Here is a 22,407-nt window from a genome sequence, read left to right on the forward strand (position 1 = left end):
GCAGGTCAGCCGTATAGGGTGAGTTTTCCGGTCCGGACGTCCTGAAGCGGGGGGAGTAAGGGGGAGGACCTTGAGTTCCGACTCAGGGACACGCACGGCCTTCGCCGAGCGGCTCGCGCTGCTGTACAAGGAGGCGGGCAATCCACCCCTGAAGAGCGTGTCCGAGGCGGTCGTACGCCTGCAGCGGGTGGACGAACGCGGGCGGCCGGTGCGGGTGTCCGCCCAGCGGATCAGCGACTGGCGACGGGCCAGGAACGTACCGGCCCAGTTCGCCGCGCTCGCGGCCGTCCTGCAGATCCTGATCCCCGAGGCGCGCCGCGCGCGTCCGGTCCCGGTGTCCAGCGGCCTGTACGACCTGACGCAGTGGCAGCGCCTGTGGGAGCGCGCCCTGGCCGACCCGGCCGGTGACCGCCCGGCGGTGCCCAGGCAGGAGAACCGGCGGCCGCCCGCCCAGGCGCCGCCGGCCGTCGGCGGTGTGTGCCCGTACCGCGGGCTGGCCTCCTACCGCCAGGAGGACGCCCGCTGGTTCTTCGGGCGGGAGCGGAGCACCGCATCCCTCGTGGCCCAGTTGCGCGCCGCGGAGCGGACCGGCGGGCTGATCATGGTGGTCGGCGCCTCGGGCGCCGGGAAGTCCTCCCTGCTGAACGCCGGTCTGGTGCCCGCGGTGCGGGACGGCGTGCTCGACGACGGCGCCGGCCGGCCGGCCGCCGTGCTCCAGCTGGTGCCGGGCGCCGACCCGCTGGGCGAGCTGACCCGCCGGGTACCGGAGCTCACCGCCCTCGCCGCCGACGCGCGCGTGGCCGAGGCGGAGGCGGACCGCCGGCCGGCCGCCCCGGGCCCCGGCACGCCGCACTTCGCCCGCGCGGTGCGCGAGGCGGTCATGGCGTGGGCGCTGCGGGAGACGTCCGCCCCGGACGAGGAGCCACCCGGCGACGCGACCGTGGTCCCACGCCCGGCCGGAACCGGCTCACCGGACACTCGTACGGTCCGGCCCGGGCCCGCGCACCAGGGCAACTCCGCATCCGGACCGTCGGGTTCGGAGGAAAACGGCGCCGGCCCTGACGCGGCGGACACGAGGCCACGCGAGGACGGCCGCGACCAGGCTGACCCGCGGACGTCCCGGTCCGGGGCGGCGGACACCCCGGCCCCCGGAACCCGCTCCCCGGACCCGCAGACGTCCGGGACGGGCCCGGCGGCCACTCGAGCGAACGAAACCGGTCCGGCGGACGCCCGGGCGGAGGGAAACGGCACAACCGGCACCCGGGCGGACGAGACCGGTCCGGAGGAAGCGCGGCCCTCGGAGACCCGTTCGCCGGACCCGGGCGTCTCGGTGACCGACCCGGCGGACACCCGGGGGCCCGGCACCGGCCCGGCGGACACCACGGCCTCCACGACCGGCCCGGCGGACGTGCGGGCGGGCGGCGCGCTCCCGGACCGGACCGGCTTGCGCCCGCACGACTCCCGCGCCTCGGTGACGCTCCCGATCCCGCACCAGGCGGACGCCCCGCACCTGCTACCGGACGACGCCACCACCCCGCTGCCGTCCCCGCGGCCGCCCGCCCCCGACACCCGGCCGGCCGCACAGGCACAGGACGCGCGGACCGGATCCTCCGCGCCGGCCGCGCGGCCGCGTGCGGTGATCATCGTCGACCAGTTCGAGGAGACCTTCACCCTCTGCCCGGACGAGGCCGCCCGCCGCGCCTTCGTCCAGCTGCTGCACGCGGCCTGCGCCCCGCTCCCCGACCCGCCCGGCCCCGCCCCCGTCCTGGTGGTCCTCGGCGTCCGCGCCGACTTCTACGAGCAGTGCCTCGCCCACCCGGAGCTGGCCGACGCGCTGCAGCACCGGCACATGGTGCTCGGACCGCTCACGACGGCGGAACTGCGCGAGGCGGTGACCGGTCCCGCCAAGGCCGTGGGCCTGGAGCTGGAACCCGGGCTGGCGGAGCTGATCGTGCGGGAGGTGAGCGCGGACGGCCCGCGCGGGGCGCACGACGCCGGAGTGCTCCCGCTCCTCTCGCACGCCCTGCTCGCCACCTGGCAGCGCCGCAAGGCGGGCCGGCTGACGCTGGCCGGGTTCCGCGCGGCGGGCGGTATCCAGGGCGCGGTGGCGGCGACCGCCGAGCGCGCCTGGACCGGCCTCGACCCGGCCGCCCGCAGCGCGGCCAGGCTGCTCCTGCTGCGTCTGGTCCGGCTGGGCGAGGACACCCAGGCCACCCGCAGGCGCGGCACCCGGCGCCAGCTCGCGCAGGAGTCGGTGGACCCCGGCAAGACGGAGGAGTCGCTGGAGGCGCTGGTCCGCGCCCGGCTGGTGACGCTGGACGCGGAGACCGTGGAGATCACCCACGAGGCGCTGTTGCACGCCTGGCCGCGGCTGCGCCACTGGATCGACGAGGACCGGGGCGACCACCTGCTGCGCCAGCGGCTGGAGGAGGACGGCCGCGCCTGGGAGGCCTCCGACCGGGACAGCGCGCTGCTCTACCGGGGGTCCCGGCTGGAACAGGCCCGGGAGTGGGCCAAGTCGGCCGGGGACACCTATCTGACCCGCGGCGCGGTGCAGTTCCTGGCCGCGTCGGTCCGGCTGCGCCGGCGTACCGTCCTGATCAGCCGAGCCGCCGTGGCGGCGCTGGTCGTGCTCGCCGTGCTGGCGGCCGGCTCGGCGGTGGTGGCCTGGCAGCAGCGGGACGACGCCGTGTTCGAGCAGGTGATCGCGGAGGCGGACCGGGTCCAGCACACCGATCCGTCGCTGGCCGCCCAGCTCGGCCTGGTCGCCCATGACCTGCGGCCGGACGACGAGGGCACCTACAGCAGGCTGATCTCGATCGTCAACGCGCCGCTGGCCACCCCGATGCTCGGCCACCACGGCGCCGTGTACCTCACCTCGTTCAGCCCCGACGGCAAGCTCCTCGCCACGGCGGGCTACGACCGCACGGTACGCCTGTGGAACGTGGCCGACCGCGGCCGTCCCGAACCGCTGGGCAAGCCCCTCACCGGCCACACCAGCTGGGTGAGCAGCGCGGTCTTCAGCCCCGACGGCCGCACCCTCGCCAGCGCCGGGGACGACGGCACGATCCGGCTGTGGGACGTCACCGACCCCGCCCGCCCGGTGCCGCTCGGCAAGCCCCTCACCGGCCATCGGGGCACCATCTACCTGGTCGCCTTCAGCCCCGACGGGCGCACCCTGGCCTCCGCGGGCGAGGACCGCAGCGTGCGCCTGTGGAACGTCTCCCGGCCGGACCGGCCCGAACCGCTCGGCGCGCTGGACGGCCACACGGCCGCGGTGCGCTGCGTGGCGTTCAGCCCCGACGGGCGCACCCTCGCGGCCGGGGGCGACGACGACACCGTCCGGCTGTGGAACACGGCCGACCCGCGCCACCCGAAACCGCTGCCGAAGGTGCTCACCGGCCACACGGACCTGGTCCACTCGGTGGCGTTCAGCCCGGACGGGCGCACCCTGGCCAGCGGCAGCGCGGACGACACCATCCGGCTGTGGAACGTCGCCGACCCGGCACGGCCGGCCCCGGTCGGCTCTCCGCTCACCGGTCACACGGGCCCTATCTGGTCCGTGGCCTTCAGCCCCGACGGCGAACGGCTCGCCGCCGCGAGCGCGGACAGCACCGCGAGCCTGTGGAACGTCGGCGACCCGGTGTCACCGTCCCAGGTCGGCGAGCCGCTGGCGGGCGGCAGCGGGGAGATGTACGCCCTCGGCTTCAGCCCGGACGGCCGCACCCTCGCCACCGGCAACGGTGACGGCAAGGTGCGCCTGTGGTCGCTGCCGACGTCGGACATGACCGGGCGCGGCGGGGCGTTCCGCCCGGACGGCAAGGTGCTCGCCACGGCCGCGCGCGACGGCGGGATCCGCATGTGGAATGTGACGGCCCCCGGCCGGCCCGTCGCCCTGGGCAAGCCCTTCATGCGCACGAACGGCGGGCAGCGCGCCCTGGTGTTCTCGCCCGACGGCCGCACCCTCGCGGTGCTGACCGGGAACCGGACGGTGCACCTGTGGAACGTCACCGACCCGGCCCGCCCGGCCCGGACAGGACCGCCGCTGGTCCTGCGGACCCGGTTCATGGGCCCGGACGCGCTGGCGTACAGCCCCGACGGGCGCACCCTGGCCACCGCCTACGACGACCGCACCATCCGGCTGTGGAACGTCGCCGACCCCGCCCACGCCGCCCCGCTCGGCAAGCCGCTCGGCGGTCACCGGGGCTTCGTCAACACCCTTGCCTTCAGCCCCGACGGGCACACCCTCGCCAGCGGCAGCGCGGACAGCACCGTGCGGCTGTGGGACGTCACCGACCCCGCCCGTACCGTGCCGCTCGGCAAGCCCCTCACCAGGCACTCGGGTCCCGTGAACGTGCTGGCGTTCACGCCCGACGGGCACACCCTCGCCAGCGGCAGCGACGACGACACCGTGCGGCTGTGGGACGTCACCGACCCCCGCGCGGCGAGCGAGCAGGGCAGGCCGCTCACCGGGCACACCGAGGCGGTCACGTCGCTGACGTTCGGCGGGTCCGGTCACATCCTGGCGAGCGGCGGCAACGACAACACCGTACGGCTCTGGGACGTCACGGAGCCGTCGTCGGCCACGCCCATCGGCCAGTCGATGAGCCCCTACGCCAAGACCGGCAACTTCCTGGCGTTCAGTCCCAACAGCCGACTGCTCGGCGTGTCCAGCGGCGCGGACACGGTCCGCCTGTGGCGCCTGGACGCCGACGCGGCGATCCGCCACATCTGCGCGGTCACCCGGGGCGTGCTGACCCCGCAGCGATGGCACGAGTACCTGCCCCGGCTGTCCTACGACCCACCCTGCCGGTGACCGATCAAGATCGGCCAACTCCCTTTCCCAACAAGCCGGTTGCCTCCCACAACCACCCCGGACTTGTTACCCTTGGCCATAGCCCGATCGCTGGTGCATCCCCCGTCGCCAGCGGTCGGGTTTTCACGTAGGCGCGGCCGCCGGACCGCCCGGCTCCCTGCGCGCGGTCAGCCGATGAGCGCGACGCCGACCACGGCCGCCCCGAGGGCCGCCCAGGCCCCGGCCGCCACTCTCAGACCCCGCACGGTGCGGGGCCATCGCCTGTGTTCGGGAATCAGTCCGTGGAATGTCTCCGCGGCCCCACGGACGTTGGCGGCCACCGCCGCTCCACCACCTACGGTGATGACGCCCCAGAGCACCAGGAACCCGAGATCCGCGGCCACAGTGGAAAGTCGCTTCGCCGCTGCCCGGCGCCCGTCCTATTCCTCCGGCTCCCACGCGCGGAGCAGATCGAACAAGCCTGCGTCTCCCTCGATCCGCAGGGAATCCACCGGGATCCGGTCGTACACGAAGAGCACCAGCTCACTGGCCGTGCCGCGAACGGAGACGCCGACCGCGTCCGGGCCCTCGTCGGCGCCGGCGGACGTCGTGCCGGGCGCGGGGATACGGGTGGAGCGTGCGCCGTCGCCGTCGACCGTGAGGCGCCAGGAGTGGCCCTCGGCGGCGTGGAAGTCGAAGGCGGTGGGCTTGTGCGGCCAGGCACTCGGCGTCGCGACGCAGGTGTACAGGAACTCCTCGACACCGTCGACTGCCACGTCGGCCGGCAGCGGCTCCGGGGCACCCACGGTGATCTGGGCGTCGTAGGTGTGCACCGCCAGCTGCTGGAGCTGGTGCCGGGCGACGGCGCCACAGGTCCGCGGCGACTGGGACGCACCCCACCACGTCCAGCAACCGCGGTCCGGGCCGGCCTCCCGCAGCGCGTCCAGCAGTTGCCGCGTCGACTCCGCCAACCAGGCCGTCAGCGCCTCGCGCTCCCGGGGCGCGGCCGGGGCGCCCTCCGCCGCGGACTTGGCCGGAGCGGGCCCCGCGGCGACGGTGGCGGCCCAGGCGCGGCGCCCGTCGCCGATGTGCTCCGCCAGATCGAACAGCGTCCACTCCGGGCAGGTCGGCACCTGCACGTCGAGGCTGGGCGCCGAGGCGACCACGGCGCGGAAAGCGCTCGACCGTTCTTCGATCAGTCGCAACAGAACGGGGAACGCGAGTGTCGTCGTCACACGGACTCTCTATCACCGGGCCCGGACAACCGGACAGTGATTTTCACAGCCGGGGCGACGGACACGCGGCCCGGGCCGGGACCCTCGGACGACGCCGCGCTCCGCACGATCCACTCATCGGCTGATGTCGGCCATGGATGCCGAAGACCCCCAGCCGGTACCGACTGGGGGTCTTCTCGCATGTGGGGCTAACAGGATTTGAACCTGTGGCCTCATCCTTATCAGGGATGCGCTCTAACCAACTGAGCTATAGCCCCGCCGCGCTCTGCGGTGTGTGTCCCGCGCGCTGACTCCTGAAGATTAGCGCACGAGGGCGGCAGTCCCAAAATCGGTTGTCGGGGGCTGCCCGGCGAGCACCGCAGGTGGGGTCACTCGTCCTCGGCCAGCGTCAGTTCGACGCCGCCCACGAAGCCCGCGGACAGGTTGTAGATGAAAGCGCCCAGCGTGGCGAGGGCGGTGGCGAGGACGACGTCGATGACCGCGATGATCGCCGCGAAGGTCAGGACGTGTGGCAGGGACAGGAAGGCCTGCAGGTCGAAGCCGTTGGCCTCGTTGGAGCCGGTCGCCTCCGAGATCGTGCCGCCGACCGTCGAGAAGACGCCCATCGCGTCCATGACCATCCACAGCACCGCCGAGGCGACGACCGTGCAGATGCCGAGCGCGATGGAGAGCAGGAAGCTGACCTTCATCACCGACCACGGGTCGGCCTTGGCCACGCGCAGCCGTGCCTTGCGGGTGCGCGGCGCGGTCCGCGCGCCGGTGCGCGGCCGGCGCACGGCACCGCTGGGCGCCTGCGAGGCCGGGTAGGCCTGCGGCGGGTGGTAGGGCCCGGACTGCTGCTCGGAGTGGCGCTCACCGGGGAGCGGGGAGGCCGCCTGCCCCTCGGCCGGGCCCGCGCCGGGCTGGATCTGCGGGCCTCGGGTGTCCGTCACGGTTCCCCCCTGGGATGCCGGCGTGTCGGTGGAGGACGAGTCCTTCGCCGAGGACCTGACCGCCCTCAGCTGGGTCGTGTGCGGGTCCGCCGCACCCGGCCCGTGCGCGGCGGAGCCACGACCGCCGCCCGTCTCCGTACCCGTGGGGGTACCGGCCGATCCGGCGCCCGTGGCTCCGCTCACCTTGACTCACTCCTCGTGCTACTCGGCCGAGGGCGCCTCACCCTCGTCCGTGCCGGTGGTCGCGGCAGCCTCGGCGGTCTCGTCGACCGCGTCCCCGCCGTCGACCTCCTCCGCCTCGCGCCCCGCCTCGGCGTTACGTGCGATGCCGACCACGGCATCGCGCTTGCCCAGGTTGATCAGTTGGACGCCCATGGTGTCACGGCCCGTCTCCCTGACCTCGCTGACTCGCGTACGAATCACACCGCCGGACAGGGTGATGGCGAGGATCTCGTCGCTCTCCTCGACAATCAGCGCACCGACGAGTGAGCCGCGGTCCTCCACGATCTTGGCGGCCTTGATGCCGAGGCCACCGCGGCCCTGGACGCGGTACTCGTCGACGGCGGTCCGCTTCGCGTACCCGCCGTCCGTAGCGGTGAACACGAACGTACCGGGTCGAACGACATTCATCGAGAGAAGCTCGTCCGCCTCCCGGAAACTCATGCCCTTGACGCCCGAGGTGGCACGGCCCATCGGTCGCAAGGTGTCGTCCGAGGCGGTGAACCTGATCGACTGGGCTTTCTTGCTGACCAGAAGGAGATCGTCGTCGGCCGAGACGAGTTCGGCGCCGATCAGTTCGTCGTCGGTTCCGTCCTCCCGCTCGCGCAGATTGATCGCGATCACGCCGCCGGCGCGGGGCGAATCGTAATCCTTCAGAGGCGTTTTCTTGACCAAGCCGGACTTCGTGGCCAGCACCAGGTAGGGCGCCGCCTCGTAGTCGCGGATCGCGAGGATCTCGGCGATCGCCTCGTCCGGCTGGAAGGCGAGCAGGTTCGCCACGTGCTGCCCGCGCGCGTCCCGGCCGGCCTCGGGCAGTTCGTACGCCTTCGCCCGGTACACCCGGCCCTTGTTCGTGAAGAACAGCAGCCAGTGGTGCGTGGTGGAGACGAAGAAGTGGTCGACGATGTCGTCTTCCTTCAGCTTCGTGCCGCGCACGCCCTTGCCGCCGCGCTTCTGCGCCCGGTAGTCGTCCGTCTTCGTCCGCTTGACGTAGCCGCCGCGCGAGACGGTGACGACGATGTCCTCCTCGGCGATCAGGTCCTCGATGGACATGTCGCCCTCGTACGGGATCAGCTTCGTCTTCCGGTCGTCGCCGTACTTCTCGACGATCGCGGCCAGTTCCTCGCTGACGATGCCGCGCTGGCGGACCGGCGAGGCGAGGATCTGGTTGTACTCGTTGATCTTCGCCTGGAGCTCGTCGTGCTCCTGGACGATCTTCTGCCGCTCCAGGGCGGCCAGCCGCCGGAGCTGCATCTCGAGGATCGCGTTGGCCTGGATCTCGTCGATCTCCAGCAGACCCATCAGGCCCGTGCGCGCGACGTCGACGGTCTCACTGCGCCGGATCAGCGCGATGACCTCGTCGATGGCGTCCAGCGCCTTCAGCAGACCGCGCAGGATGTGCGCCCGCTCCTCGGCCTTGCGCAGCCGGAACCGGGTGCGGCGGACGATAACCTCGATCTGGTGCGTCACCCAGTGGCGGATGAACGCGTCCAGGGACAGGGTGCGCGGCACGCCGTCGACCAGCGCCAGCATGTTGGCGCCGAAGTTGGTCTGCAGGTCGGTGTGCTTGTACAGGTTGTTCAGGACGACCTTGGCGACCGCGTCCCGCTTCAGGACGATCACCAGGCGCTGACCGGTACGGGACGACGTCTCGTCGCGGACGTCGGCGATGCCACCGATCTTGCCGTCCTTCACCAGGTCGGCGATCTTCTGCGCCAGGTTGTCGGGGTTCACCTGGTACGGCAGCTCGGTGACGACCAGGCACTGGCGACCCTGGATCTCCTCGACCTCGACCACCGCGCGCATCGTGATCGAACCACGGCCCGTGCGGTAGGCCTCCTCGATGCCCTTGCGGCCCACGACGAGCGCGCCGGTCGGGAAGTCCGGGCCCTTGATGCGCTCCATGAGCGCGTCCAGCAGCTCCTCGTGCGAGGCCTCGGGGTTCTCCAGGCACCACTGGGCGCCGGCCGCGACCTCGCGCAGGTTGTGCGGCGGGATGTTGGTCGCCATGCCGACCGCGATACCGGCCGAACCGTTGATCAGCAGGTTCGGGAAGCGGGCCGGCAGGACGGTCGGCTCCTGGGAACGGCCGTCGTAGTTGTCCGTGAAGTCGACGGTCTCCTCGTCGATGTCGCGGACCATCTCCATCGACAGCGGCGCCATCTTGCACTCGGTGTAGCGCATGGCCGCCGCCGGGTCGTTGCCCGGCGAACCGAAGTTGCCGTTGGAGTCCACCAGCGGCATCCGCATCGACCACGGCTGGGCCAGGCGCACCAGGGCGTCGTAGATCGAGGAGTCGCCGTGCGGGTGGTAGTTGCCCATGACGTCGCCGACGACGCGGGCGCACTTGTAGAAGCCGCGTTCGGGGCGGTAGCCGCCGTCGTACATCGCGTACAGCACACGGCGGTGGACGGGCTTGAGACCGTCCCGGACGTCGGGCAGCGCTCGGGACACGATGACGGACATCGCGTAGTCCAGGTACGAGCGCTGCATCTCCGTCTCGAGCCCGACGGGCTCGACACGCATCGCGAGTTCGCCGCCCTCTTGAGGGGTGACAGGGGTGTTCTCGTCGGCCATTGCTGGTGAAGATCCTTCCTGGTGCGGTCAGCTGAGACCGACTCAGATGTCGAGGAAGCGGACGTCCTTGGCGTTGCGCTGGATGAACGCGCGTCGGGCCTCGACGTCCTCGCCCATCAGGACCGAGAACAGGTCGTCGGCCTGGGCGGCGTCGTCGAGCGTGACCTGGCCGAGCACGCGGTGCTCCTGGTCCATGGTGGTCACCCGCAGCTCCTCGGCGTTCATCTCGCCGAGACCCTTGAACCGCTGGATCGAGTCCTCGCGGACGCGCTTGCCGCGCTGCCGCCCCATCTCGATCAGCGCGTCGCGCTCGCGGTCCGAGTACGCGTACTCCATGTCGTCCCGGCCCCACTTGATCTTGTAGAGCGGCGGGCGGGAGAGGTACACGTGCCCCGCCTCGACCAGCGGCCGCATGAAGCGGAACAGGAAGGTCAGCAGCAGGGTGCTGATGTGCTGCCCGTCGACGTCGGCGTCCGCCATCAGGATGATCTTGTGATAGCGGAGCTTCTCGATGTCGAAGTCCTCGTGCACGCCCGTGCCGAACGCGGAGATCAGCGCCTGGATCTCCTGGTTCTGCAGGATCTTGTCGATCCTGGCCTTCTCGACGTTGAGGATCTTGCCGCGGATCGGGAGGATCGCCTGGTACTGCGGGTTCCGGCCGGACTTGGCCGAGCCGCCGGCGGAGTCACCCTCGACGATGAAGATCTCGCACTTGGTGGGGTCGTTCGACTGGCAGTCGGACAGCTTGCCCGGCAGCGACGCCGACTCCAGCAGGCCCTTGCGCCGGGTCAGGTCACGGGCCTTGCGGGCCGCCACGCGCGCGGTGGCCGCCTGGATGCCCTTGCGGATGATGTCCGCGGCCTCGACCGGGTTGCGGTCCAGCCAGTCGTTGAGGTGCTCGTAGACCGCGCGCTGCACGAAGGTCTTGGCCTCGGTGTTGCCCAGCTTGGTCTTCGTCTGGCCCTCGAACTGCGGCTCGCTCAGCTTGACCGAGATGATCGCGGTCAGACCCTCGCGGATGTCGTCGCCGGTGAGGTTGTCGTCCTTCTCGCGCAGCAGCTTCTTGTCGCGCGCGTACTTGTTGATCAGGCTCGTGAGGGCCGCGCGGAAGCCCTCCTCGTGGGTACCGCCCTCGTGCGTGTGGATGATGTTGGCGAAGGAGTACACGCCCTCGCTGTATCCGCTGTTCCACTGCATCGCGACCTCGAGGGACAGGCTCTTGTCCTTGTCCTCCGCCTCCAGGTCGATGACGGTGGGGTGCACCACGTCGCCCTTGCGGGAGTTGAGGTACTTCACGAAGTCGACGATGCCGCCCTCGTAGTGGTACGTGACGGCCTTGACCTCGGCCTTCTCGTCCGCACCCGCCTCGTCCGCGCCGCTGGTCGCCTTTGCCGACTCACGCTCGTCGGTGAGCTTGATCGTCAGACCCTTGTTGAGGAACGCCATCTCCTGGAAACGCCGCGACAGCGTCTCGAAGGAGTACTCCGTGGTCTCGAAGATCTCCGGGTCGGCCCAGAACGTGACCGACGTACCGGTCTGCTCGATGGCCTCGTGCTTGGCCAGCGGGGCGGTCGGCACGCCCATCTTGTAGTCCTGCGTCCAGCGGTGCCCGTCGGTCCTGACCTCGACGGCGACCTTGGAGGACAGGGCGTTCACGACGGAGACGCCGACACCGTGCAGACCGCCGGAGACCGCGTAACCGCCGCCGCCGAACTTGCCGCCCGCGTGCAGCACGGTCAGCACGACCTCGAGCGCCGGCTTGCCCTCGGAGGGCACGATGCCCACCGGGATGCCACGCCCGTTGTCCACGACACGCACGCCGCCGTCGGGAAGGATCGTCACGTCGATGGTGTCCGCGTAGCCGGCCAGCGCCTCGTCGACCGAGTTGTCGACGACCTCGTACACCAGGTGGTGCAGACCGCGCTCACCGGTGGAGCCGATGTACATACCGGGTCGCTTGCGGACCGCGTCCAGCCCTTCGAGCACGGTGATGGCGCTGGCGTCGTACGAGGCGGGGGCCGTGCCGGATGCCGCGGCCCCGCCGGTGACGCCGGCGTCGGTGGACGGGATGTTCTCGTTGGGGTTGCCGGAATCGGCCACGAAGCGCCCTTTCTGGCACAGCACGAGCCGGGCTCCTGGGAATGCCCCCTCCGAGGAGGGTCACCGGAGCGGCTGCGGCATGTTGCGTCGGTAAGCCTTGATCAGCGTTGCTCAGCTTTTCCCGGACGTCCCCACGACTGGGGCGGGATTGTCTCCCAGTCTACCGGTAGCGCCGACAGTGATGGGGGTTTGCCGGTACCTGAGTCCCCATGTGCCGCCCTGAACCGGTCTCGGCCGGGTCCCGATATGCGGAAGGGGTCTCAGAGGGGCTCACAGCGGCACTCAGCGCTTTGGGCCGTCAACCCTTGGCTACTGGCGGGTCAGCAGGTGATCCACACCTGTGCACGGCGCCGCGGCGCGGCCCACGACGGCACCGCGCGAGACCATCGGACGTGAGTTACGTCACCCGTAGGTGTCGCCGGGTCCGGTGCTCCCCGGAGCCCGCAGCGGCCCGTAACGGCGGGCCGGACCGCCCGGGCCGTTCACCTTGATCAGCCGGACCGTGCCGTGCCCGAGGTCCTCGTTGAGCCGGGCCACCAGGGTCGGCGCGAGGAGCCGCAACTGGGTCGCCCAGGCCGTCGAGTCGCAGCTCACCGACAGCACCCGCTCGTCCTCGTCGTAGCGCTGCGGCACACAGTGCTTCGCCAGGTCCTCGCCGACGATCTGCGGCCAGCGGCCCATGACCCCGCCCACCGCGGCCGGCGTCTCCCAGCCCCGCTCGGTGAGCAGCCGGTTGATCGCCGCCCCGAGCGCCATCGGGTCACGGCCGTCCGCGCGCGCGCCCGAGCGCAACCCGCCGCCGCGCCGCGCCTGCTTCTTCTGCCGCGCCGCGTCCCCGCGCGCGCGTGCCTGCTCCTTCGCCGCACGCAACGCCACGCGCGCGAGGTCGACACCGGACGGCTCGTCCTTCTTCGGAGCGGGTTCCTCGGCGTTCATACGCGTTCCACCGTCCCGCCGGCCACCGCGTACCGCGCACCGGCCAGCACATGAGGCACGTCGTCGTCCACGGCGGCGGTGACCAGCACCTGCTCGCCCGGCGCGACCAGTTCCGCCAGCCGCTCCCGGCGACGGGCGTCCAGCTCGGCGAAGACGTCGTCCAGGACCAGCACCGGCTCGTTGCCCTCGGCGCGCAGCAGGTCGTAGGAGGCCAGCCGCAACGCGAGGGCGTACGACCAGGACTCGCCGTGCGAGGCATAGCCCTTGGCGGGCAGCTGACCGAGTCTGAGCACCAGATCGTCCCGGTGCGGGCCCACGAGGGTCACGCCCCGTTCGATCTCCTGCTTGCGCGCCTCGCCCAGGGCCGCCATCAGCTGACCGTGGAGATCCTCGCGCGTGTGGGCCTCACCGGGCGCCGACGGCTTGTACTCCAGCATCACCGGGCCGCCGCCGGGAGCGAGCTGCTCGTACGCCTTGTCCGCCAACGGCTGCAGCGCCGCGATCAGGTCCAGGCGGCGGGCCAGCAGCTCGGCGCCCGCGCGCGCGAGGTGCTGGTCCCACACGTCGAGGGTGGACAGATCCATGGAGCGTCCGCCGTGCCGGCGCGCGAGCGCCGCGGACTTGAGCAGCGTGTTGCGCTGCTTCAGCACGCGTTCGTAGTCGGAGCGCACCCCCGCCATGCGCGGCGAGCGCGCGGTGATCAGCTCGTCCAGGAACCGGCGGCGCTCGCCGGGGTCGCCCTTGACCAGCGCCAGGTCCTCCGGCGCGAACAGCACCGTCCGGACGATCCCCAGCACGTCCCGCGGCCTGACCTGCGAGGAACGGTTGATGCGGGCCCGGTTCGCCTTGCCCGGGTTCAGCTCGAGCTCGATGAGCTGCTGCCGGTCGCCCTGCCTGACCTGCGCCCGGACGACCGCGCGCTCGGCGCCCATGCGGACCAGGGGCGCGTCGGAGGCGACCCGGTGACTGCCGAGGGTGGCGAGGTAGCCGACGGCCTCGACGAGGTTGGTCTTGCCCTGCCCGTTGGGGCCGACGAAGGCGGTGACGCCCGGGTCGAGCGGGACCTCGGCCCGGGCGTACGAGCGGAAGTCGGCCAGCGAAAGATGCGTGACGTGCATGGTCGTCCGCCGACCTCCCCCAGGGTTGTGGATCGCGAGGCGACCCTGTGGATTACTTCTTCTCTACGGCGTGGCCGCCGAACTGGTTGCGCAGCGCGGCGATCATCTTCATCTGCGGCGAGTCCTCCTGCCGGGAGGCGAACCGGGCGAACAGCGACGCGGTGATCGCGGGCAGCGGCACCGCGTTGTCGATGGCGGCCTCCACGGTCCAGCGTCCCTCACCGGAGTCCTGCGCGTAACCGCGCAGGCCGTCGAGGTGCTCGTCCTCGTCCAGCGCGTTCACCGCGAGGTCCAGCAGCCAGGAACGGATGACCGTGCCCTCCTGCCAGGAGCGGAAGACCTCGCGCACGTCCGTGACGGAGTCGACCTTCTCCAGCAGCTCCCAGCCCTCGGCGTAGGCCTGCATCATCGCGTACTCGATGCCGTTGTGGACCATCTTCGCGAAGTGGCCCGCGCCGACCTTGCCGGCGTGCACCGCACCGAAGTCGCCCTCCGGCTTGAGCGCGTCGAAGACCGGCTGCACCTTGGCGACGTTCTCCGCGTCGCCGCCGTACATCAGCGCGTACCCGTTCTCCAGGCCCCAGACGCCACCGGAGACGCCGCAGTCGACGAAGCCTATGCCCTTGGCCGCCAGCTCCTCGGCGTGCTTCTCGTCGTCCGTCCAGCGGGAGTTGCCGCCGTCCACCACCACGTCGCCGGGCTCCAGCACCTCGGCGAGCTGGTCGATCGTGGTCTGGGTGGGCTCGCCGGCCGGGACCATCACCCAGACCACACGGGGAGCGGAGAGCTTGCCCACAAGCTCCTCCAGGCTGTGGACGTCCGCGAGGTCCGCGTTGCGGTCGTATCCGATGACGGTGTGGCCGGCGCGGCGGATCCGCTCGCGCATGTTGCCGCCCATCTTGCCGAGGCCGACGAGACCGAGCTCCATCAGTTGTGTTCCTTAGGTCGGTGTGTGCCGTGACAGGCACCTGAGTGCCGAGCCGAGCCTAAACCCGGACGCGCGCGCACAGTTGTGGGCATACGCGCTCATACGCACAGCCTGACCTGCGGAATCCAGCCTGCCGCGGGGCTCGTCACCCGGTCACGTGCCGGGCGCCGCCGAAGCGCCCGGCACCGTGCACAGACTGTGGACGGCCTCAGCCGCTGAGCCGCACCGGCATGATCAGGTACTTGTAGGCCTCGTCCGCCTCGGCGTCCAGCGCGGGCTTGCCGCTGAGCAGCGCCGGCTTGGTGGACGTCGTGAACGACAGCTGCGCCACCGGGGAGTCGATCGCGCTCAGGCCGTCCAGCAGGAACGTGGGGTTGAAGGCGATCGAGATGTCGTCGCCATCGAGCTGGGCGTCCACCCTTTCCACAGCCTGTGCGTCGTCGCTGGAGCCGGCCTCCAGGATCAGCACGCCCTGCTCGAAGCTCAGCCGCACCGGGGTGTTGCGCTCGGCGACCAGGGCCACGCGCTTGACGGCCTCCACGAAGGGGGCGGTCTCGATCACCGCGACGGAGTTGAACTCGGTCGGGAACAGCGTGCGGTACTTCGGCAGGTCGCCCTCGAGGAGACGGGTCGTCGTACGCCGCCCGGCGCCCTCGAAACCGATCAGGCCCTCGCCGGCGCCCGAGCCGGACAGCGCGAGGATGACGCTGTCACCGCTGGTCAGCGCCTTGGCGGTGTCCTGGAGCGTCTTGGCGGGCACCAGGGCGACCGCGGAGACGTCCGGGTTCTCCGGCTTCCACAGGAACTCGCGGACCGCGAAGCGGTAGCGGTCGGTGGAGGCCAGGGTGACGGTGTCGCCCTCGATCTCGATGCGCACACCGGTGAGGACGGGCAGCGTGTCGTCACGGCCGGCGGCGATGGCCACCTGGGAGACGGCGGCCGCGAAGACCTCGCCGGGCACGGTGCCGGTCGCGTTGGGCATCTGCGGCAGCGCCGGGTACTCCTCCACAGGCAGGGTGTGGAGTGTGAACCGCGAGGAACCGCAGACCACGGTCGCCCGTACACCGTCTGTGGAAATCTCCACCGGCCGGTTGGGCAGGGCGCGGGAGATGTCGGCGAGCAGCCGGCCGGAGACGAGGACGGTGCCGTCCTCCTCGACCTCGGCCTCGACGCTGACCTTCGCGGAGACCTCGTAGTCGAAGCTCGACAGGCTCAGCTGGCCGTCCTCGGCCTTCAGCAGCAGGCCGGCGAGGACAGGCGCCGGCGGACGGGCCGGGAGGCTGCGTGCCGCCCAGGCCACTGCCTCCGCGAGTACGTCGCGTTCCACCCGGATCTTCACCGTAAGCCGCCTCCTGCTGTTGCTACTGAGTCCTCCGACTCGGTGTCACCGCCCACTGCGACGGGAAGGACACCGGGGACCAGTCTGACGCACCGCACTGACAGTAGGTGCCTGTCGGGGTCAAGTCGCTCCGGGGGGCAGCCGGGCTCGAGACGGCGAGTTGTGCACAGGCCCCGCTTCGAAACGGATTCCCAGCTCTCTCTAGTCGGGAGTAGTAGTAGGGCCTGTGGATACCGTGGATAACCACGTTTGCCCAGCTCAGAGCCGGAATTTTGTCCACTGCCCCTGTGGGCGACGGCGGTGGACAACTCAGGGGTTCTGTGGAGAACGGAAAGTTCTGCACACCCCGCCCACAGGCCGAGCCGACTTCTCCCCAGCGGTGTCCCCAGGTTTACCCACGTTTCCCACACCCCAATCCGGCAGCCTCGTGTGACGGCTTTCACTCGACGCGGTGACCGGGGGCGTCGCGTTGCCGAACAGTGGACAGCGATGTGGAGAAGGCGGTGATCGCTGGGGACAACCGGCGCAGACCTGTGGGCTGCCCGTGGACAACTTCGTGCACAGCCTGTGGATCTCCCGTTCGTCCACAGTCTGTGGAGATCCTTCGTCCACGATTCCACAGGCTGCTGAGCTGCGCGGACGCTGCTTGCCCAGGGTCCCTGTGGACACGGTTCGGGACAACTCCACAGTCCCCAGCATGTGGAAGGAAGAAAGTCGGCGAATCTGTGGAGGGAGGCCGTAACCCGGCAGGTATTCGAACACCCGGTGACCGGGGAGGGAACGCGGCGAGCGGCGACGGCCCGCCCGCAGGCGGTCCCGGCGTGCCGCTCGGAGCCTGTGGGAGCCCCTTGCGAGGCGTCTGCGAGGCGTCTGCGAGGCGTCTGCGAGGCGCCTGAGGCGTCCGGATGCCGTTGGGAAGGCCTTGGGCACGGCGTAAGACGGCGGCCGATGAGGAGACGGGCAACGGCGACGGAGGCGGCCGGCTGCCGCGCGACGCGGGCGCCCTACGGCAACGCGGCGGGCGCCCCCGCACGTACACAGGAACGCGGAGGGCGCCCCGCCCGGACAGGAACGCCAAAAGCGCCCCCGGGATCTCCTCCCGGGGGCGCCCTCCGTGCGGCTGTGCGGCCTGCTCAGCCGTTCTTGATGCGGTTCGTCAGCTCGGTCACCTGGTTGTAGATCGAGCGGCGCTCGGCCATCAGCGCGCGGATCTTGCGGTCGGCGTGCATGACCGTCGTGTGGTCGCGGCCGCCGAACTGCGCGCCGATCTTCGGCAGCGACAGGTCGGTCAGCTCACGGCACAGGTACATGGCGATCTGCCGGGCGGTGACCAGGGCGCGGCCGCGCGAGGTGCCGCACAGGTCCTCCACCGTCAGCCCGAAGTAGTCGGCGGTGGCGGCCATGATGGCCGGCGCCGTGATCTCCGGGGCGGAGTCCTCGCCGCCGGGGATCAGGTCCTTCAGGACGATCTCGGTGAGGCCCAGGTCCACCGGCTGCCGGTTGAGCGAGGCGAACGCGGTCACCCGGATCAGCGCGCCCTCCAGCTCACGGATGTTGCGCGAGATCCGGGAGGCGATGAACTCCAGTACCTCCGGCGGGGCGTTGAGCTGCTCCTGCACCGCCTTCTTGCGCAGGATCGCGATGCGCGTCTCCAGCTCGGGCGGCTGGACGTCGGTGATCAGACCCCACTCGAAGCGGTTGCGCAACCGGTCCTCCAGCGTGACCAGCTGCTTGGGCGGCCGGTCGGAGGACAGCACGATCTGCTTGTTGGCGTTGTGCAGCGTGTTGAAGGTGTGGAAGAACTCCTCCTGCGTCGACTCCTTGTCCGCCAGGAACTGGATGTCGTCGACGAGCAGGATGTCCATCTCGCGGTAGCGCTTGCGGAAGCTGTCGCCCTTGCCGTCGCGGATGGAGTTGATGAACTCGTTGGTGAACTCCTCGGAGCTGACGTACCGCACCCGCGTGCCCGGGTAGAGGCTGCGCGCGTAGTGCCCGATGGCGTGCAGCAGGTGCGTCTTGCCGAGCCCCGACTCCCCGTAGATGAACAGGGGGTTGTACGCCTTCGCCGGCGCCTCGGCGACGGCCACGGCGGCCGCGTGCGCGAACCGGTTCGAGGCGCCGATGACAAACGTGTCGAAGAGGTACTTCGGGTTCAGCCGCGCGGTCGGCTCGCCGGGGCCGCTCGCCGGCGCGGGCTGCGCGGCCAGGGGACCGGGGGTGCCGCCCGCCCCGGCCTGGGGCCGGTCCGGGCGGACCGGGCCGCCGCGGTGCGCGTGGCCGGCGCCCGGCTGGTCGGGCAGCTCACGGCGGACCGGGTCGCGCTGGTCGTAGTCGGGGCGGTCGTAGTCCTGCCGGTCCTTGCGCTCGTAGTCCTTCCGGGAGTCGTACTCCGGCCGGTCGTAGTCGGAGCGGTCGTACTCGGAACGGGGGCCGTCGTACTCGCCGCGCTGCGGCTCGTACGGCGGGCGCTCCCGGCCCGGCGCCCGGTAGTCCTGTGACGGCGGGCCGTAGCTCTCCTGGGAGGGCCCGCCGTAGGAGTCCTGCGGCGGGGAGGCGTAGGGGTCGCGCTCGGGGAAGCCGAGCCGCGGCTGCTGCCAGCCGCCGTACTCGTCCTGCGCGGGGCGCGGCCAGGCGCCGGGTTCGGGCCGCTGGTACTCGGAGGGGTACGCGGGGCGCGCCGTGGGGAGCTGGTCCCCGCGGGACGGCGGCTCACCACCCGGCAGCGGGTCGGACGCACGGTGGCGGCCGTAGCCCTCGTACGGTCCGGAGGGCAGCTCGGGCTCCTCGTAGCGCGGCTGCGGCTGGGGCGACTTGGGGGCCGGCGGCTCACCCGCGGAGTCGTCGACGGTGATCGCGATGCGGATGGGGCGCCCGCACTCGCGGCTCAGGGTCTCGCTCACGATCGGCGCGAGACGGCCTTCCAGTACGCCCTTCGCGAATTCGTTCGGCACGGCGAGCAGGGCGGTGTCCGCGACCAGCGCCAGCGGCTGGCAGCGCCGGATCCAGTGCTCGTCTTTCGCCTCGACACCCTGACCGCGGCCCTCACCGAGGAGCTGCTCCAGAACTCGTGGCCACACTGCGGCAAGATCGGCAGGTACGTCAGCCACAGGGCACGCTCTCTCGCAGGTCCCACGAACGTGTGGTTCGGGGACGGGATCGGGATGAAAATCGGGTGGACGGGTCGGGCAATCCCGCTCGGGCGGGGACAAGGGAACGAATCGGAGTCCAGCCACGGTAGTCAGCGCGGCGGGTACGGTTCAAGTTGTTGTCCCCAGCCTGTGGACAGTGTCTCCCCGCTGCCGCCGGTTTGACCGGATGGCTCAGCCGCGCGTACCGTAACCAGGTCGAGTTGTCGATGGCTGCTGCCGCCTGCCTCCGATGGGCACAGATCACTTCAGGTGATCGGGAAGCGGTGCACTCGGGCGTGACGCGAGCTACTCGTGGGCGCACGGTGACAGCCAGGACGGCACCCCGCCACTACCGATTTTTTCTGGAGCCCCCGAGTGAGCAAGCGCACCTTCCAGCCGAACAACCGTCGTCGCGCGAAGACCCACGGCTTCCGGCTGCGTATGCGCACCCGTGCCGGCCGCGCGATTCTCGCGTCCCGCCGTAGCAAGGGTCGCGCCCGCCTGTCCGCCTGATCCCGATCAGGTCATGACGTCGTGCTGCCCACCGAGAACCGGCTGAGGCGGCGCGAGGACTTCGCGACCGCAGTACGACGAGGTCGCCGGGCAGGACGCCCGACCCTCGTCGTCCACCTTCGTAGCGGTGCCAAGGACCCGCACGCGCCTGGGGAGAGCGCTCCCCCGACGCGTGCGGGTTTCGTCGTGAGCAAGGCAGTGGGTGGAGCGGTCGTGCGCAACCAAGTCAAGCGCAGACTGCGCCACCTGATGCGTGACCGAGTCGCTCTTTTTCCCCCCGGTAGCCTGGTAGTCGTACGAGCGCTGCCCGGAGCGGGCGACGCAGACCACGCACAGCTGGCCCGAGACCTGGACGCCGCCGTGGAGCGGCTGCTGGGAGGGGGCGCGCGATGAAGTACCCACTGCTGGCCCTGATCAAGCTGTACCAGTGGACGATCAGTCCACTCCTTGGGCCGGTGTGCAAGTACTACCCGTCGTGCTCCCACTATGGCTACACGGCCATCGACCGGCACGGCGCGGTCAAGGGAACGGCACTCACCGCCTGGCGCATCCTCCGATGCAATCCGTGGTCGCTCGGCGGGGTGGACCATGTCCCGCCGCGCAAGCGCCCGCGGTGGCACGAACTGCTGCGCAACGCTTGGCGCGCACGCAAGGGCGGAACCTCCGCCGCCGGACCGGCCACCGAGGAGAAGACTCGATCCGAGCTTCCTTCGAGCCCGGCCGCAGAGACTTCGTCCCATGCCCAAGGAGCATGATTAGTGGACACGATTGCCAGTCTTTTCAGCTTCATCACGACACCCGTCTCATGGGTCATCGTCCAGTTCCACACGGTGTTCGGCGCCATCTTCGGCCCCAATACCGGATGGGCCTGGGGCCTGTCGATCGTGTCCCTGGTGATCCTGATCCGCATCTGCCTGATCCCGCTCTTCGTGAAGCAGATCAAGGCGACCCGGGCCATGCAGACGCTCCAGCCCGAGATGAAGAAGATCCAGGAGCGCTACAAGAACGACAAGCAGCGCCAGTCCGAAGAGATGATGAAGCTGTACAAGGAGTCGGGTACCAACCCGCTCTCCTCGTGCCTTCCCATCCTGGCGCAGTCGCCGTTCTTCTTCGCGCTGTACCACGTGCTCAACGGCATCGCCTCGGGCCAGACCATCGGCGTCATCAACCAGTCGCTGCTGGAGAGCGCCCGTCAGGCGCACATCTTCGGGGCTCCGCTCGCCGCGAAGTTCAAGGACAGCGCCGACACGATCCACGCGCTGAACGCCTCGGTCACCGATGTCCGGATCGTGACCGTGGTCATGATCGTCATGATGTCGGCGTCGCAGTTCTACACGCAGCGTCAGCTGATGACGAAGAACGTCGACACCACGGTGAAGACGCCGTTCATGCAGCAGCAGAAGATGCTGATGTACGTCTTCCCCATCATGTTCGCCGTCTTCGGCATCAACTTCCCGGTCGGTGTCCTCATCTACTGGCTGACCACCAACGTGTGGACCATGGGCCAGCAGATGTACGTCATCCACAACAACCCGACCCCGGGTTCCAAGGCCCAGGCCGCCTACCTCGAGCGTCTGACCAAGCACGTGACGCAGCACGGCAAGGTCCGCCGGCGGAGCGAGAAGACCATCGTCAAGGCGATCGTCGCCAAGGGCCGCGACCGCAACGAGTTCGAGCGGAAGTTCATCAACGGCCTGACCAAGGCGGGCCTCGCGGCCCAGACCGACGGCACCGTGGTGAAGAGCGAGAGCCCGGCACTGGCCCAGGCCGAGGACGGTACGACCGCCGCCACTGCCACCGCCGCGCGGCGTCAGCAGCCCAAGCGCCAGACCAAGGCCCAGCGTCAGTCCGGCACCACCAAGCAGCCGGGCGAGGCCGAGGGTCCCTCGCTGGAGAAGTCCGACGACGAGCCGCAGGACGTCAAGCCCGCCGCTGCCAAGCAGCCCCAGAAGCCCGGCTCCGGCACCCGCAGCAAGGCCCAGTCCGGGCAGCGCAAGGGTGGTCCGCAGCGGCCCAAGTCCCCGTCCAAGAAGTAAGAAGGAGCCCATCCCGTGACGGAAGGCACCACCTCCGCCGCTGCCGAGGGTGCAGACACCCTCACCCGCCTTGAGCAGGAGGGCGAGATCGCGGCGGACTACCTGGAGGGCCTGCTCGACATCGCCGACCTCGACGGCGACATCGACATGGACGTCGAGGCGGACCGCGCCTCTGTGTCGATCATCAGCGACGCCGGCAGCCGCGACCTGCAGAAGCTGGTCGGCCGGGACGGCGAGGTGCTCGAGGCTCTCCAGGAGCTCACGCGCCTGGCCGTGCACCGGGAGACCGGTGACCGCAGCCGGCTGATGCTGGACATCGCGGGCTACCGCGCCAAGAAGCGCGCCGAGCTGTCCGAGCTGGGCGCCAAGGCCGCCGCGGAGGTCAGGAGCAGCGGTGAGCCCGTGAAGCTCAAGCCGATGACGCCGTTCGAGCGCAAGGTCGTGCACGACGCGGTCAAGTCCGCCGGTCTGCGCAGCGAGTCCGAGGGCGAGGAGCCCCAGCGGTTCGTCGTCGTGCTGCCCGCCTGATCGGCACCTCTCGTTCCACGGCC

The 22,407-nt window shown here is 70.8% G+C and carries 15 protein-coding genes and 1 tRNA gene; 6 read left to right on the forward strand and 10 right to left on the reverse strand.

Annotated elements, in window-relative coordinates; genetic code table 11:
- Positions 1–70 precede the first annotated feature (70 nt).
- A complete protein-coding gene (locus TNCT1_RS08905) occupies positions 71–4,816 on the forward strand; it encodes a WD40 repeat domain-containing protein (RefSeq protein ID WP_143630186.1) in 4,746 nt (1,581 codons plus the stop codon).
- A 419-nt stretch (positions 4,817–5,235) separates the two neighbouring features.
- Here TNCT1_RS08905 and TNCT1_RS08910 read toward each other — a convergent pair whose 3' ends face one another.
- From TNCT1_RS08910 to dnaA, 10 genes are all read right to left on the reverse strand, one after another.
- Positions 5,236–6,030: a maleylpyruvate isomerase family mycothiol-dependent enzyme gene (locus tag TNCT1_RS08910; RefSeq protein ID WP_143630188.1), complete on the reverse strand. Its 795-nt coding sequence runs from the start codon at positions 6,028–6,030 to the stop codon at positions 5,236–5,238.
- 183 nt (positions 6,031–6,213) lie between these two features.
- Positions 6,214–6,287, reverse strand: a tRNA-Ile gene (locus TNCT1_RS08915).
- A gap of 111 nt (positions 6,288–6,398) precedes the next feature.
- Complete coding sequence (locus TNCT1_RS08920; protein WP_143630190.1) at positions 6,399–7,145, reverse strand: DUF3566 domain-containing protein; 747 nt, start codon at positions 7,143–7,145, stop codon at positions 6,399–6,401.
- 18 nt (positions 7,146–7,163) lie between these two features.
- Positions 7,164–9,758, reverse strand: coding sequence for a DNA gyrase subunit A (gene gyrA / locus TNCT1_RS08925; protein WP_143630192.1), 2,595 nt, complete (start codon positions 9,756–9,758; stop codon positions 7,164–7,166).
- A gap of 42 nt (positions 9,759–9,800) precedes the next feature.
- Positions 9,801–11,882, reverse strand: a complete 2,082-nt coding sequence (gene gyrB, locus TNCT1_RS08930; protein ID WP_143630195.1) for a DNA topoisomerase (ATP-hydrolyzing) subunit B — start codon at positions 11,880–11,882, stop codon at positions 9,801–9,803.
- 378 nt (positions 11,883–12,260) lie between these two features.
- On the reverse strand, positions 12,261–12,794 hold the full coding sequence (locus tag TNCT1_RS08935; protein ID WP_143630197.1) for a DUF721 domain-containing protein: 534 nt from the start codon (positions 12,792–12,794) through the stop codon (positions 12,261–12,263).
- Positions 12,791–13,912, reverse strand: coding sequence for a DNA replication/repair protein RecF (gene recF, locus TNCT1_RS08940; RefSeq protein WP_143630199.1), 1,122 nt, complete (start codon positions 13,910–13,912; stop codon positions 12,791–12,793). Before recF ends, TNCT1_RS08935 begins: the two co-directional genes overlap by 4 nt.
- A 52-nt stretch (positions 13,913–13,964) precedes the next feature.
- A complete protein-coding gene (gene gnd, locus TNCT1_RS08945; protein WP_143630201.1) occupies positions 13,965–14,840 on the reverse strand; it encodes a phosphogluconate dehydrogenase (NAD(+)-dependent, decarboxylating) in 876 nt (291 codons plus the stop codon).
- Between the two features lie 208 nt (positions 14,841–15,048).
- A complete protein-coding gene (gene dnaN, locus TNCT1_RS08950) occupies positions 15,049–16,179 on the reverse strand; it encodes a DNA polymerase III subunit beta (RefSeq protein ID WP_143630203.1) in 1,131 nt (376 codons plus the stop codon).
- Positions 16,180–17,312: 1,133 nt separating this feature from the next.
- Positions 17,313–19,286, reverse strand: a complete 1,974-nt coding sequence (gene dnaA, locus TNCT1_RS08960; protein WP_143630207.1) for a chromosomal replication initiator protein DnaA — start codon at positions 19,284–19,286, stop codon at positions 17,313–17,315.
- Positions 19,287–19,682: 396 nt separating this feature from the next.
- Here dnaA and rpmH point away from each other — a divergent pair, with 396 nt between their 5' ends.
- Genes rpmH through TNCT1_RS08985 form a run of 5 tightly spaced genes read left to right on the forward strand, consistent with a single transcriptional unit; the run spans position 19,683 to position 22,384 of the window.
- Positions 19,683–19,820, forward strand: a complete 138-nt coding sequence (rpmH, locus tag TNCT1_RS08965; RefSeq protein WP_003956500.1) for a 50S ribosomal protein L34 — start codon at positions 19,683–19,685, stop codon at positions 19,818–19,820.
- 21 nt (positions 19,821–19,841) lie between these two features.
- Positions 19,842–20,213: a ribonuclease P protein component gene (gene rnpA / locus TNCT1_RS08970; RefSeq protein ID WP_143630209.1), complete on the forward strand. Its 372-nt coding sequence runs from the start codon at positions 19,842–19,844 to the stop codon at positions 20,211–20,213.
- Positions 20,210–20,575, forward strand: a complete 366-nt coding sequence (gene yidD / locus TNCT1_RS08975; RefSeq protein WP_143630211.1) for a membrane protein insertion efficiency factor YidD — start codon at positions 20,210–20,212, stop codon at positions 20,573–20,575. The genes rnpA and yidD overlap by 4 nt, the downstream gene beginning before the upstream one ends.
- A gap of 3 nt (positions 20,576–20,578) precedes the next feature.
- On the forward strand, positions 20,579–21,856 hold the full coding sequence (gene yidC, locus TNCT1_RS08980; protein ID WP_143630213.1) for a membrane protein insertase YidC: 1,278 nt from the start codon (positions 20,579–20,581) through the stop codon (positions 21,854–21,856).
- Positions 21,857–21,871: 15 nt separating this feature from the next.
- Positions 21,872–22,384, forward strand: a complete 513-nt coding sequence (locus tag TNCT1_RS08985) for a R3H domain-containing nucleic acid-binding protein (RefSeq protein WP_143630216.1) — start codon at positions 21,872–21,874, stop codon at positions 22,382–22,384.
- Positions 22,385–22,407: the final 23 nt, after the last annotated feature.

Source organism: Streptomyces sp. 1-11 (genome assembly GCF_007176755.1).
Classification (GTDB): domain Bacteria; phylum Actinomycetota; class Actinomycetes; order Streptomycetales; family Streptomycetaceae; genus Streptomyces.